Here is a 14,108-nt window from a genome sequence, read left to right on the forward strand (position 1 = left end):
ACAATCAAACCAGACTCAGCCCCTGGCTGCCATCGCCGTCACTTCCACGCGCATGCCTTCAACTGCCAGTGCAGCCACGCCCACCGCAGCGCGAACCGGCCACGGTTTGGCGAAGAAGCGCTGGTAAACCTCGTTGAAAGCGGCACGATCGGCCATATCGGTGAGATAAATGGTCAGGTGCAACACCCGGTCCATGGAACTGCCCGCCCGCTCCAGCGCAACCTTGAGTGCCTGCAAGGTGCACTCGCTCTGCTCGACGATCCCGCCCAGTTCCAGACTGCCATCGGCACGGGTCGGGATCTGCGTGGAAACCAGCAGGCCGCCAAAACCGGCGACGTCGGAGGAAATGGATTCGGCGTCGGGATCGGGGATGAATGTCAGGTCGTGGTTTGCCATCAGGATTCTCTTGGTCAGAGGTAAAGGGACAAGTTCTTTGCCGCGAACAGTCTACATCCCACCGTCCGAATACCTGTAATACAACGCGAACATCCGCTCGCGAATCAACCCGAGAGATTCCTTCAACTAACTCATTTCCCCACAGTCACAACCATACGCTTCTCAATTGGATGAGCCTGCGATGGGCATGACGCCATGAGCTTCACCGTCTGCATGACCGTGCTCGGCGCACTGTTGATGCTGCTGGCATTGACGTCTTCTTTCCTGCGCTGGCTGCCAGTCACTACATCTGCAGTGTGTCTGGCGTTCGGCTTTGTGATCGGCCCGATGGGGCTGGAGATGCTGAGGCTGGATGTGCAGGAAGCCCGGCACTGGCTGGAACGCCTGACCGAAGTCGCGGTGCTGTTTTCACTGTTCAATACCGGAATCAAGTTACGCCTGCCGCTGCGCAGCAAAGCCTGGCACTCGGCGTACTGGCTGGCCGGGCCGGTGATGCTCGCGACCATTGCCGGTACGTGCCTGGCTGCGCATTACCTGCTGGATCTGTCATGGGGCCTCTCGCTGTTGCTCGGCGCCATACTTTCGCCTACCGATCCGGTGCTGGCGGGGCTGGTGCAGGTGACCAATGCCCAGGATCAGGATCGCCTGCGCTTCGGGCTTTCCGGCGAAGCGGGCATGAACGACGGGACTGCATTTCCGTTCGTGATCTTTGCCTTGCTGTATCTGGGCAACGGCGCGTTGCAAGCCGAATGGATTCAGCACTGGTTCTTAAAGAGTCTGATCTGGGGCGTACCGGCCGGGATGCTGATCGGCTACGGCATGGGCCGTGGCGTCGGGCATCTGATGATCTTTTTACGGATCAGGAACGCCGACAGCACAACGTCCCCCAATGACTTTCTGGCCCTGGCGCTGATTGCCCTGTCGTACGTGGTTGCCGAAGGCGCAGGCGCCTATGGGTTTCTCTCGGTCTTCGCCGCAGGCTTCGGCTTGCGGCAGGCCGAAGCACGCATCACGCAATCCCATGTGCCTTCCGAGCATGTGGCGCAGCCGGTGATCGGCCATATGACCGCCGACCAGGAAAAAGCCACGGTTACCGAGACTGAGGATCTTAGCGAGTCGCAACTGGCTGCCGGGGTGATGATGGGCGATATGCTGGCCTTTGGCAGTCTGGTCGAACGCTCCATGGAAGTACTGTTGATCACCCTGCTGGGCGCGGCATTGGCGTTGTACTGGGACTGGCGCGCCATCGGTCTGGGCCTGGCGCTGTTCTGCATCATTCGTCCGGCAAGCGTCTGGCTGCTGGTGAGCCGGCGTCTTCTGGATCGGCGGCAAAAGGCACTGGTGGGCTGGTTCGGCATACGCGGGATCGGCAGTCTGTATTACCTGTGCTTTGCCTTGACCCACGGTTTACCGCAAGATGCGGTACATACCGCCATAGGCATGACCTTGTCGGTAGTTGCATTGAGTATCCTGCTGCATGGCATTAGCATCCAGCCATTGCTGACGCATTATGAGCGACGTTCGGCAAACGCTGGCAACCCGCCATAGATCCAGTCGATCATGTCATCATCACAAGCGATTGGACTGCGGCAATCGGACTCAGCAAGCTTGTACCTGTACAGGCTGCTTTCAACGCTGCATGACCGAGCGCAGTCGTTTTAAATATTCGAGAAGGTGAAATGTCAGATCCCGTCCTGATGGACCGTTTTGCACGCAAAGTCGATTATCTGCGCATGTCGGTAACCGACCGGTGCGATTTTCGCTGCGTGTATTGCATGGCCGAAGAGATGACATTCCTGCCCCGGCAACAGATTCTGTCGCTGGAAGAAATCCATCAGATTGCCGAGCGCTTCGTGGCCTTGGGCACCCGCAAGATTCGCCTGACCGGTGGCGAACCGCTGGTACGTGCCGGGGTAGTCGATCTGTGCAAGCGTATCGCCGCCCTGCCCGGCCTGCGCGAACTGTGCATGACCACCAACGGTTCGCAACTGGACAGACTGGCTTCGCCGCTGTTCGACGCAGGTGTTACGCGACTGAACATCAGCCTCGACAGCCTTGACCCGCTGCGTTTCCGCGAGATGACCCGCACCGGCGACCTGCACAAGGTGATTGCGGGGATCGACGCGGCCAATGCCGCGGGCTTCACCCATACAAAGCTCAATTGCGTGGTCATGCAGGGCCGTAACGATCATGAGATCAACGATTTGCTGGCCTTTGCCATCGATCGGCGGCTGGACGTCTCGTTTATCGAAGAGATGCCGCTGGGTGCGATCAGCGAGCACAGCCGCGCCGAGTCGTTCTATTCCAGTGAGCAGGTCCGCGAACGGATTGCCGAACGCTACACGCTGGTGCCGTCTACTGATTCGACCAATGGGCCATCGCGCTACTGGCGACTGGCAGAAGCTCCCGATATCCGCATCGGCTTCATTTCCCCTCACAGCCATAACTTCTGCGGCACCTGCAACCGGGTACGCCTGACGGTCGAAGGCCGCCTGTTGTTGTGCCTGGGCAATGAACACTCGGTCGACCTTAAAGCCGTACTGCGCGCCAACCCCGGCCAGCCGCACAAGCTGGAAAAAGCCATCGTCGACGCCATGCAACTCAAGCCATGGAGCCATAACTTCACCGTCAATGACGATGTTCAAGTCGTGCGTTTCATGAACATGACGGGCGGTTAGTCATTATGACTACAAGAGTCATAATGACCTCTCAGCAAAAGTAGTCATAAAGACACTTATCCGCTATACCCCCCGGTTTTATTGGGCCGAAAATGTGGCATGAAAGTTGAAAATCCATTGGAAAGATCACTGTCTTTCTTCTGGAGGTTCACAATGCACAGCCCGATTACCACCACCGTTCTCAATGCGCTTGAAAAGGTCATGGTCATTTCCACCACCGACCTGCAAGGCAATATCACTTACGTCAACGACCTGTTCTGCAAGCTGACCGGCTATGAGCGTGAAGAACTGGTCGGCCAGCCACACAGCCTTGTGCGCCACCCGTCGGTGCCGAAAAGCACCTACAAGGCCATGTGGGACACCATCAAGAAAGGCGAAATCTGGACCGGCGTCATCCCCAACGTAGGCAAGGGTGGCGGCCTGTATGTGGTCGATACCACGGTGCAACCGGTGTTCGATGAGCAAGGCAACATTGTCGAGTACATCAGCATCCGTCGCGTCATCAACGACCTGATGGGCGACTTCGAGGCGCTGGAGTTCTCCAAGGAACAATTCGACGAATACTACGACCGGTAAGCAGCCATGAATGTCGAACGAGTCTTTATCGGTTACGGATCGGAATCGGGTAACGCCCGGGTGCTGGCACAGCATCTGGAACGCCAGCCCTTCCTGCAACGGTATGCACCGCAAGCACGGGAACTCAACAGCCTGGACCTGCAACAGATCAACCCGGACGACCTGCTGTTGATCGTATCGAGCTCGTTCGGCGATGGAGAACCGCCGGCCAATGCCGAGCGGTTCCTTGATCAACTCACGCTGACCGGCACACTTGAGGGGCTGCGTTACGCAATCTTCGGGCTGGGCGATACCGCTTACCCGACGTTTTGCGGGTTCACCAAGATGCTGGACAGTCTTCTGTCGAGCCGAAATGCCAACAAGGTGATCAACCGGGTCGACGCGGATGCGGATTTCGAGGGGTTCTTCGGCACATGGTGCGCAGTGCTCGATGCGGTGCTGCAAGGCGATAGCCAGGCCGGAACATCCCTGCACCTGCAAGTCGTCGCCTATGGCGAAAAAACCGCTTATCCGGCCAGAGTGCTGGAACAGCGACGCCTGAACCTGACGGCGCCTTACGCCCACCACATCCGGCTCGACATCCAGGGCAGCGGCATCAACTATCGCGCCGGAGACAATCTGTACGTTCTGGCAGAAAACTCACCCGAACAGTTGACCGCCCTCGCCTGCTGGTTCGATGACGAGCAGGCGCGCGAATGCCTGGCTGGCAAGGAGTTGCGCCAGATCGGCAAGTCGCTGCTGCGGGATATCGCCAAGGCCAGCGGCAACGATGAGCTGAAAAATCTGCTGAAGATCAGCAATCGCAAGCTGCTGGATGAATACCTGTACGGCAAGGATATTCTGGATGTGCTGCAGGACTTCTGCGAACCCGGCTGTTTCACGGCGCAGGCGCTTGCCCAATGGCTGCCCGACAGCCTGCCCAGAGCCTATTCGATTGCTTCCCACAGCCATCCCGACTACGTGGACTTATGCATAAGGGAAATCGCCTACACCCTGGCCGGACGTGAACGAAAAGGCAGTGCCACCGGCTTTCTCACCGGCCAGCCTCAGGCAGTGAACATTTATGCCCGCAGCAACCCGCGCTTTCATCTGCCGGATGCCGCGAACCATCCGCTGATCCTGATCGGTACCGGAACAGGTATTGCGCCGCTGATCGGCTTGCTGGAACAGTTGGAGAGCCAGGCCAGCAGTCCGACGACCTGCCTGGTATTCGGCGATCGCCATCAGGCTTCGGACTTTCTCTATCGGGAGCGGATCGAGCAATGGCAAGCCCAGGGCCTGCTGGACCATGTGCTGACTGCCTTCTCGCGGGACAACCCGGCGCGTTATTACGTGCAGGACGCACTGCTGGAACATGGCCATCTGATCTGGGATCTGCTGAGTCAGGGAGCGCATCTGTATCTTTGTGGCAACAAGGCCAACCTGGAGCGCTCCATCGATGAAGCACTGCTGAACATTGCCCGTTCGGCAGGTCGTCTCGATCCTGAGACAGCCAGCACATTCGTCCAGCAGTTGCTTGACGACGGGCGGATTCACAAAGAGCTTTACTGATTTGACCCGCTAGTTGCCGAGCAACTGCTCGCGCAATTCCGGATTGCGGGTCTTGGGGTCCAGCCAGATGGCAAAGAACGCCTTGGCGAATTCGCCATCCTGGACCACATGCTGCAGTTCTTCCCCTGCATAAAAGCGCGCCTCGCGACCCGGCAAGTACACGCCAGTGATCTTCATGCCGGGCTCGACATCCACAAAAGACTGCTGCATCTGTTGGCGCCACGCCGACAATTGCCCGGCGCTGACGGCAGACCCGCGGATACGCTTGATTTCATCGATGCTGGCGTCGACCAGATCGTCCCGGTCAATGGAGCGATGATAAGTCAGTTCCAGAGCCATGGGAGCGTCCGCCACGAACGGCTGCGCCGGGCTCCAAAGACGGGCTGAATAGATCCGGAATCCGAAAACACTGAAGTCGCCGGAACCGACGACACGGGAATCGGGTAACACCTCACGCCAGTCGGCGAGCGCATTACCACTTGTTAGCAGCAGCACAAGCCACAACCATCGCGGTGCGATCATGGGCAGCCTCTGTGCGTCTGCCGAAGAGGAATCGGCAGCCAGGAATAGGAAGAGCCAGTGGCGTGGTCTATACCGTAAAACGGCAAAGTCAGCGCCAAACCAACTGGCTCTGCTGTAAAATTTATACTACAGAGGTATTTTTGTACAACACTCGGACAACATTTTTTATCATAAATGAAACATTTTCACTCATTGGGGTGAATCGGTTCACCTAAATTAAGCATCAGCCGGTTGGCCCAGGCAAATATGGCTATGGCGTGAACCAGATCCAGCACCTGCCCATCGTCGAGCCCCTGCTCCCGCAACGGCCTGACATGCTCGACATCCAGCGCAGCCGGATCCAGGGTGAGATCGATGGCAAAGCGCACAATGGCCTTTTCCCGCTCGGTCGTGCCAGCAGTCTGCGGATCGGCAAATATCTGGGCAATCACGTCATTGCGCTTGGCCAGTTGCTCGAAACGCTGGGCATGTACCGAGGCGCAATACACACATTGATTGATGCGCGACACCACGGTACTGGCCAGTTCACGCTCGGCACGCGACAGACCGCCCGGTGCATACATGATCGCGTTGAACGCCACCGAACGCTGACGCAGGATCTGCGGCTGATGAACCAGCGTCAGGTAGTAATCCGAGGTCTTGGCCTGCGGATGGCTCTCGGTCAGGACTTCCAGTTGCTCCGGCGTGGCGTTTTCCAGTTGCACGGTGGGCAACCAGGCCTTCCAGCCCAGCACTTCATTGGTAAAACCGTTGCTGCGAACAGGCTCGCTCATTGTGCTTCTCCCAATGTCGACAAGGCGCCAAGGCCGGCTGCCAGCCGCACCTGGTAGGACAGGAAAGCGATCAATTGCGCCAGCACCACGATTTCAGAGGACGAGAGACCAGCGTCTTGCAGAGTCTGCAAGGCAGCGCGATCACCCTCGACCGGCGACTCGATCAAGGTGCGGGTGAATCCCAGAATCGCCTGCAGACGCACAGCGTCCAGAGACGCAATGGCACCGTGATCAATCGCGGCAATCAACGCCGGATCGACAGCCTGGGCTTGCAACTGCTCAAGGTAGTAATCCGCCAGCAAGGCTTGTGGTGTCAGGCGGCACACGTAATACGCGACCAGCAGGCGCTCGGCCAGCGACAGGTTGTCTTGCAGCCCCGGATCGAAAAACAGCTCATGGCTGCCCTGGGTTGCGGCCACGACCTTGTCGCGTGCATGGCGCACCTTGTAAAGATCGGTTCCGGGCGCAATACCCAGCAAGCTGTCCAGGACGTCGGTGCCCGGCTCTACCGTTGAGGTCATATCCACTCCTGCAATTGTCTGGCACAACGCATCCGCCCGGCTCTCCAGGCGGATGCGCAAGGTTTCAAGGCTGTTCGGTGACCATGGTCGCCGCAGTACGGTCGCTGACCAGCGGCTCCACTTTCAGGCCTTTGCGAGCGGCCCAGATGTTCTGGTAGTGAAACAGCGGGATGATGCCGACATCGTCAGCCACAACCCTGGCCGACTCTTCGAGAATCGCCCGACGCTTGGCATCGTCGAATTCCGAGGTGGCGTTGACCAGCGCCTGATCCACCAGCGGGTTGCTGTAATGCCCCCAATTGGATGCACCACGGCCTTTGACGCTGTCCACCGTGGTCAGGATATTGGTCAGCGCATAAGCCGCTTCGCCGGTACCATTACCCCAGGCGATCACGCTGATCGCAAATTCGTTCTTGTTGGCCTTGCCCGCATAAACCGCCCACGGCAGCACTTCCAGTTGCACCTTGACGCCAATCCGCGACCAGAACTGCGCCACCGCCTGCACGGTTTCCGGCGCTTGCGGGTAACGGTCGCCCGGCACGTGCACGGTCAACTGGAAACCTTCAGGAAAGCCCGCCTGTGCCAGCAATTCCTTGGCCTGCTTCGGGTCATACGGGATGTTCTTCAGCTCAGGGTTGTAGCCAAAGGTATTGGCGGGCATCCACTGATTGGCCTCGGTCACCGTGCCCTGCATGATGCGCTCGACAATCGCCTGTCGGTTGATAGCCAGGGACAAGGCTTTACGCACCCGCACGTCGCGCAACGGGTTCTCGGCCAGAGGCTTGCCCGCGTTGTCACGGATGAACTCGTTCGGACCTTCGCGGAAACTTGGCTGGATCAGCAAGGCGCGCAGGCCCGGATAAGCGAACACACTGACATTCGGACTTTTTTTCAGGCGCTCGACATCAGTCGGCGAAACCTTGTCGATCACGTCCACATCACCGGCCAGCAAGGCCGCCGTGCGGCTCGCGGCGTTGGAGATGAAGCGATAGTCCACCGAGTCCCACAACGGCTTGGGCCCCCAATAGCCAGTATTGCGCTCGAAAATCGTACGGTCGCCCGGCACGAAGGACACGAAGCGATAAGGACCGGTGCCGATCATCGCCTTGCCGCTGTTGTAATCGGCACTTGGCGCGCTTGCCCCAGCGTGACGGCTGACGATGTAGATCGAATCCACATCCGGCAGCAGGTTGGCATTAGGCGTGGTGGTCTTGATGATCAGGGTGTGATCGTCCCTGGCCGTGATCGACTCCACCGTGCGCATAGCACCCGCATAGGACGCTACGCTGCCCGGCACCTTGCGGGCGCGCTCGAAGGAGAACACGAAATCATCGGCAGTCAGCGGCTGGCCATCCTGCCATTTGACGTCCTTGCGCAGGCTGAACTCCCAGGTCTTGTCGTCCAGCACCTTCCAGCTTTGCGCCAGGCCCGGCAGGGTCTTGTCATCACGGCGATTGACCAGCGACTCGAAGGCATGCAGCGCCACCGAACGGTCGCCGGCATAGTTATTGAGTTGCGGGTCGAGCGAGGAAACCGGATCGGCATAACCGATGCGCAGGCTCTGCGCCGCTGCGCTGCCGGCAGCCAGGATCAGGGCCGAGGCCAACAGTGAACGGACAAGTGGATTCATGGACTATTCCTTGTGCGTAATGGCAATGAGCGCACGGCTTTGCGGCGCTCGTTCGCAGCTATTGATTGAGGTGACAGGCGCTCAGGTGACCGGGTGCGACCTCCCTGAGCGGTGGAGCTTCCTCGCGACAGCGCGCCGTGGCATGCGGACAGCGAGGATGGAAATGACACCCGGCGGGCGGGTTCAGCGGGCTGGGGATTTCCCCTTTGATCGCGTCATAACGGGCACTGCGGACATCGAAGCGCGGAATCTGCGCCAGCAGGGCCTGGGTATAGGGATGGTTGGCCCTGGCGAACAGGTCATCGACGCTGGCGCTCTCGACTACCCGGCCCAGATACATCACCACCACACGGTTACAGAGGTGTTCGACCACCCCAAGGTCGTGGCTGATGAACAGATAGGTCAGGCCCAGTTCGTCGCGCAGATCCATGAACAGATTGAGAATCTGTGCCTGAATGGAAACGTCCAGCGCCGCCACCGACTCATCACAGACCAACAGTTGTGGTTGCACAGCCAAGGCCCGGGCAATGCCAATGCGCTGACGCTGGCCACCGCTGAACTGGTGCGGATAGCGCTGGCGCAGTTGCGGGCTCAGGCCGGCACGTTGCAATTGCGCACTGACATAATCGTCAAACCCGGCCTTGTCGGTCAGGCCATGCAGCAAAGCGCCCTCCCCGACAATCCGGTCGACCCGCAGACGCGGATTGAGGCTGGAAGACGGGTCCTGGAAAATCATCTGGATCTTCAGCCGCGCCGCCAGACGCTCTTCGGGCGTCAGGCTGTCCAGCGGCTTGCCATCGACAGCCGCCGTTCCGGAAGACACCGGCAACAACCCGGCGACCATGCGCCCCAGCGTTGACTTGCCACACCCGGATTCCCCGACCAGCCCCACGACTTCACCGCGCTGGATGCGCAGATCGACCCGATCCACGGCATGAGTCAGCGCCTGCGGCCTGGACCACTGCATACGCTGCAGCCAGCGGCTCAAGGTGCTGTCACTGCTACGCTTGCCGAAGGTTTTACTGACCTGGCTCAATTCGACGATGGGCGTTTGCTTAATACTCATCGGCAGCTCCCGGATGAAAACAACGGACCAGTCGACCGGCTTCGATCTCGCGGCTTTGAGGCTCCTGCCCGCACTGGGTCGTGGCTCTTGAGCAACGGGCAGCAAAGGCACAGCCGGCAGGCATCGACAGTAGATCCGGAGCCATGCCGGGAATCTGCCGCAAACGCTCACCACGCCTGTTGCGGCTTGGAAGGCTATCGATCAGGCCTTGGGTATAAGGGTGCTGCGGACGATCCAGAACGGCCGATACCGAGCCTTGCTCGACAATCCGCCCGGCGTACATCACCGCAATGTCATCGGCCAGTCCATGGGTAATCCAGATCAGGGAGGTTCCCTGTTGACGTACGAGCTTTTGCACTTCGCTGAGAATCTGCGCCTGGATGGTCACGTCCAGCGCGGTGGTCGGCTCGTCGGCGATAATCAGATCCGGTGCGTGCAACAAGGCAATGGCAATCGCCACGCGCTGGCGCATGCCGCCGGAGAGTTGATGCGGATAGGCGTTCAGGCGCTCGTCAGGGCTGGGGATGCCCATCAGAGCCAGGGTATCGCTGGCATGCTGCCGCGCCTCGCGACGTCCCATGGGGCGATGGGCCTGCACCGCCTCGATCATCTGCGTGTCGATGCGCAGGACCGGATTGAGGGTCATCATCGGATCCTGAAAGATCATCGCAATCCGGTTGCCCTGCAGACTGCGCAACTGCGACGCAGGCAACTTCGTCAGGTCACGCCCCTGAAACAGCACTTCACCGCCGCTGATACGCCCCGGCGCATCGACCAGTCCGAGAATCGAAAAGCCGGTCACCGACTTGCCGGAACCCGACTCACCCACCAGCCCGAGAATCCGCCCCGGTTGCAGGCGCAGGGAAACATCACGCACTGCAGGCAAGACACCTGCGCGAGTATGGAACGAGGTACTCAGGTTGCGCACATCCAGCGTTGGCTGTGCCAGGGACACTTCAGGCACACTCATCGTTGCAGCCTCGGGTTCAGCACATCGCGCAGGCGGTCGCCTACCAGATTGATGGCCACAATGGTGATCAACAGCGCCAGGCCCGGAAAGAAACTGATCCAGTACTCATTGCTGAGCATGTACTGGAAGCCATTGGCAATCAGCAGGCCCAGCGACGGCTCGGTAATCGGTACGCCCAGGCCCAGAAATGACAGGGTCGCTTCCAGAGTGATGCCACGGGCAATCTGCAAGGCGCCGATCACGATCAGCGGCGGCAGACAGTTGGGCAGGATATGCCGCACCACGATCCGCCATGAACTGATGCCCTGCCCGCGCGCTGCATCGACATATTCGCGACGGCTTTCACTCAAGGCCTGGCCTCTGGCGGTCCGGGCGTAATACGCCCATTCGAGCAGCACCAGAGTCAGCATCACATTGCCGACGCCCTTGCCCAGCCAGGCCAGGATCATCAGCGCCATGAGAATCACCGGGAACGACAGCAACAAGTCCACCAGCCGCATCAACAAGGCATCGAGCCAGCCACCGGCATAAGCCGAGATCAGTCCGAGCAAGGTTCCGACAGCAGCGGCGATCAGCGCCGAACCAATGCCGACCCACAGGCTGATACGCAACCCGTAGATGATCGCCGACAGCAGATCCCGCCCTTGCCCGTCGGTGCCCAGCCAGTAGGTATAACCTGCATCGAGGTTTTCACTGCCTGGCGACAGGCGCGCATCCAGCACATTGAGTTGCATCAGGTCATAAGGGTTCTGCGGCACGATCCATGGAGCCAGCAGCGCGACCAGAATGATCGCCAGTAGCAACAGCAAACCGAACATTGCGGTGTAGGAACGGGAGAACTCCATAGCGCCCAGACGCCAGGGCGATTGCACCTGCAGGCGTGCAGCCTCTACCAGGCTCATCGACCGGCCTCGATGCGCACACGCGGATCCAGCAGGTAATACAAGGCATCGACGATCAGATTGAGCACTACGAAAATCACGACCACCACCATCAAATAAGCCACCACCACCGGGCGATCCAGCATGTTGATGCTGTCCAGAATCAGCTTGCCGGCACCCGGCCAGGCAAAGATGCTTTCAGTCACCACCGCATAGGCGATGGTCGAACCCAGTTCCATTGCCAACACCGTCACCAAAGGAATCATGGTGTTGCGCATCACATGCATGCACATCACCCGCACCGGCGACAGGCCCTTGGCCCGGGCGAACTTGACGAACTCCTGGGGCAGCACTTCGCGGACACCGGCACGGGTCAAACGCAGCACCAGGGAAATCTTGAACAGCGCCAGGTTCAGCGCCGGAAGAATCAGATGCTGCAAACCGTCCAGCGTCAGGAACGACCACTGCACGCCGAGAAACTCGCGGGTTTCACCACGACCACTGGCTGGCAGCCAGCCCAACTGGATCGAGAACAACATGATCATCATCAGCGCCACCCAAAACGCCGGCAGCGAAAAGCCGACGATGCTGCTGGCCATCAGGACCCGTGAAACCGGGTGATCGGGATAGGTTCCGGCGAACATGCCCAGCGGCACACCGAGCAACACCGCAAGGAACAAGGCGCTGAATGCCAGCTCGAAGGTCGCCGGCAGCCGCTGCAGAATCAGGCGCATGGCATCTTCGTGATAGACGAAGCTCTGGCCGAGATTGCCGCTCGCCGCGCCCTTGAGGAACAGCAGGTATTGCTGCCACAGCGGCTTGTCCAGCCCCAGATGCGCAATGGCCGCCAGACGTTCGGCCTGGTTCAGGTCTTCACCCACCAGAATATCCATCGGATTGCCAATGGCATTCAGGCCGATGAACACCACCAGAGTCATGAGCAGCACGACCAGCAGCGACTGCACCAGGCGCCGTACGGCCCAGCCGATCATCCGAGCGACTCTTGCGCTGTGGGCGCACCCGGCACCCATTCGTCACCCAGCAGTTCAGGCTCGGCATAGCTCTGCATCGCAGCAAAATGCAGATCGATATCCTCGTTGAACAACTGCCCGACCAGCCCGTGAGCCAGGCGCTTGGCACCTTCGCTGATAGCCGGGATATCGCCGGATACCGCGCCGTAGCTCAAGGCTGCCGGGTAATTGAAGCAGTGGATCTTCTCGATCCCCGGACAGGCGCCTGGAGTTTTCTGCTGAAACTCGAAACAGGTTCCCAGGTCCGGCAAGGCTGACAACTCGGCATCGAACTCATCTTCCGGTGCCTGGAAACGGTCGCTCCAGACCTGGATATGCTCTGCGAACGAAGAAAACTCCGGGCGCAGACTGAAGTCGGTCCGAAAGCCGGTGGCGAACACCAGAAAATCATATTCCAGCCGGGCATTCGGAGTGCGAACCTCCAGCGTGCCGGCTGCAGTCTGCTCAATCGAAACAATCGGGCTGTTGAGCAGAAAGCGCGCATCCGGCGAACGTGACACCCGCTGGGTGCTGCCACGTGGCGGCGGCACTTGCTGGGCATTCAGGTAACGGCGAATGCGCCACTTCCAGCTATCCGGCAGACGCCAATAACCGTGAGTCATCCCCGGATTACCGGCACCCTTGCCCTTGTTAACCCGCGGCAGCTCTGCGCGCCGTACCAGCAAGTCGACCTTTTGCGCACCGGCCTCAAGCGCAGTGGCCGCGCTGTCCATGGCCGAAGCTCCACCACCGATTACCGCCACCCGCTTGCCGACAAACCAGTCGTCCTGCAGGCCGTCGGCCGAGTGCGCCCAGCAATCGCGAGGCAGTTGATGCACGAAATCCGGCACCCAGGGCCCACCCAGACCGTCGCGTCCGGTGGCCAGCACCACATGTCGGGCAACCCGTTGCAGGCCATGCGCCGAGCTGACGATATCCAGCTCGACAAGGCCATCGGCGCGCGGCTGAACCCGGCTGACACGATGCTCGTTGCGCACATCCAGATCCAGCACCTGACGATACCAGCGCAGGTAATCGGCCCATTGCAGGCGCGGAATCTTGTCCAGCGCATTCCACGCCTGCAGACCAAACTGCGCCTCGAACCAGGCGCGGAAGGTCAAGGCCGGCAAGCCCAGTGCCGGGCCAGTCAGTTGCTTGGGCGAGCGCAGGGTTTCCATGCGCGCGGTGGTCGCCCATGGCCCCTCGAAACCGGTGGGCGACTGATCGAAAATCGTCGCAACCACGCCCAGATGACGCAACTCGGCAGCCAGCGCCAAGCCCGCCATGCCGCCGCCGATGATCGCCACATCGAGTACCGGAGCATCCTGATAAACACGCGGCTTGACCCATGGCGAAGCAGGCAGGTCCAGCCACTCAAGATCCTGCTTGAGCCGGGCCTGCAAGGCGGCAAGACCTATCGCTGCGTTTGTATCGGGCATTTTCAGTACTCGTATTAACGATCATGGATAGAGCGATTCCATACAAAAAACGCTCCAAACTCACATTTATTGAATTCAAAAGGCCTATGAATTCA

General features: G+C 59.7%; 14 protein-coding genes. 4 read left to right on the forward strand and 10 right to left on the reverse strand.

Features of this window, described 5'->3' with window-relative positions; genetic code table 11:
- Positions 1-15 precede the first annotated feature (15 nt).
- Complete coding sequence (locus tag ALQ04_RS16565; protein ID WP_122316840.1) at positions 16-396, reverse strand: RidA family protein; 381 nt, start codon at positions 394-396, stop codon at positions 16-18.
- 195 nt (positions 397-591) lie between these two features.
- Between ALQ04_RS16565 and ALQ04_RS16570 the strand changes: the two genes are divergently transcribed.
- The 4 genes from ALQ04_RS16570 to ALQ04_RS16585 all read left to right on the forward strand — a co-directional run bounded on the left by ALQ04_RS16570 (position 592) and on the right by ALQ04_RS16585 (position 5,201).
- Positions 592-1,944 carry a sodium:proton antiporter gene (locus ALQ04_RS16570; RefSeq protein WP_122316841.1) on the forward strand — a complete coding sequence of 451 codons (1,353 nt, stop codon included), beginning with the start codon at positions 592-594 and terminating at the stop codon, positions 1,942-1,944.
- A gap of 131 nt (positions 1,945-2,075) precedes the next feature.
- Positions 2,076-3,074, forward strand: coding sequence for a GTP 3',8-cyclase MoaA (moaA, locus tag ALQ04_RS16575; RefSeq protein WP_122316842.1), 999 nt, complete (start codon positions 2,076-2,078; stop codon positions 3,072-3,074).
- Positions 3,075-3,227: 153 nt separating this feature from the next.
- Positions 3,228-3,650 carry a PAS domain-containing protein gene (locus ALQ04_RS16580; protein ID WP_122316843.1) on the forward strand — a complete coding sequence of 141 codons (423 nt, stop codon included), beginning with the start codon at positions 3,228-3,230 and terminating at the stop codon, positions 3,648-3,650.
- Positions 3,651-3,656: 6 nt separating this feature from the next.
- On the forward strand, positions 3,657-5,201 hold the full coding sequence (locus tag ALQ04_RS16585; RefSeq protein ID WP_122316844.1) for a sulfite reductase flavoprotein subunit alpha: 1,545 nt from the start codon (positions 3,657-3,659) through the stop codon (positions 5,199-5,201).
- A 9-nt stretch (positions 5,202-5,210) separates the two neighbouring features.
- Here the strand turns inward: ALQ04_RS16585 and ALQ04_RS16590 are convergent, their stop codons facing one another.
- The 9 genes from ALQ04_RS16590 to ALQ04_RS16630 all read right to left on the reverse strand — a co-directional run bounded on the left by ALQ04_RS16590 (position 5,211) and on the right by ALQ04_RS16630 (position 14,013).
- The gene (locus ALQ04_RS16590; protein ID WP_122316845.1) at positions 5,211-5,723 is read right to left on the reverse strand and encodes a chalcone isomerase family protein; all 513 of its coding nucleotides are present in this window, start codon (positions 5,721-5,723) and stop codon (positions 5,211-5,213) included.
- A gap of 185 nt (positions 5,724-5,908) precedes the next feature.
- Positions 5,909-6,496, reverse strand: coding sequence for a peroxidase-related enzyme (locus tag ALQ04_RS16595; RefSeq protein WP_122316846.1), 588 nt, complete (start codon positions 6,494-6,496; stop codon positions 5,909-5,911).
- Positions 6,493-7,017, reverse strand: a complete 525-nt coding sequence (locus tag ALQ04_RS16600) for a CMD domain protein (protein WP_122316847.1) — start codon at positions 7,015-7,017, stop codon at positions 6,493-6,495. Before ALQ04_RS16600 ends, ALQ04_RS16595 begins: the two co-directional genes overlap by 4 nt.
- A 64-nt stretch (positions 7,018-7,081) precedes the next feature.
- Complete coding sequence (locus ALQ04_RS16605) at positions 7,082-8,647, reverse strand: ABC transporter substrate-binding protein (protein WP_122316848.1); 1,566 nt, start codon at positions 8,645-8,647, stop codon at positions 7,082-7,084.
- A gap of 58 nt (positions 8,648-8,705) precedes the next feature.
- Positions 8,706-9,713, reverse strand: coding sequence for an ABC transporter ATP-binding protein (locus ALQ04_RS16610; protein ID WP_122316849.1), 1,008 nt, complete (start codon positions 9,711-9,713; stop codon positions 8,706-8,708).
- Entirely contained in the window at positions 9,703-10,683 is a 981-nt protein-coding gene (locus tag ALQ04_RS16615; RefSeq protein ID WP_122316850.1) for an ABC transporter ATP-binding protein, read from the reverse strand. Before ALQ04_RS16615 ends, ALQ04_RS16610 begins: the two co-directional genes overlap by 11 nt.
- Entirely contained in the window at positions 10,680-11,585 is a 906-nt protein-coding gene (locus tag ALQ04_RS16620) for an ABC transporter permease (RefSeq protein ID WP_122316851.1), read from the reverse strand. Before ALQ04_RS16620 ends, ALQ04_RS16615 begins: the two co-directional genes overlap by 4 nt.
- On the reverse strand, positions 11,582-12,556 hold the full coding sequence (locus ALQ04_RS16625) for an ABC transporter permease (protein ID WP_122316852.1): 975 nt from the start codon (positions 12,554-12,556) through the stop codon (positions 11,582-11,584). The genes ALQ04_RS16620 and ALQ04_RS16625 overlap by 4 nt, the downstream gene beginning before the upstream one ends.
- Positions 12,553-14,013 carry a SidA/IucD/PvdA family monooxygenase gene (locus ALQ04_RS16630; RefSeq protein WP_122316853.1) on the reverse strand — a complete coding sequence of 487 codons (1,461 nt, stop codon included), beginning with the start codon at positions 14,011-14,013 and terminating at the stop codon, positions 12,553-12,555. Before ALQ04_RS16630 ends, ALQ04_RS16625 begins: the two co-directional genes overlap by 4 nt.
- Positions 14,014-14,108: the final 95 nt, after the last annotated feature.

This window comes from Pseudomonas cichorii, assembly GCF_003700275.1.
GTDB lineage: Bacteria > Pseudomonadota > Gammaproteobacteria > Pseudomonadales > Pseudomonadaceae > Aquipseudomonas > Aquipseudomonas cichorii_B.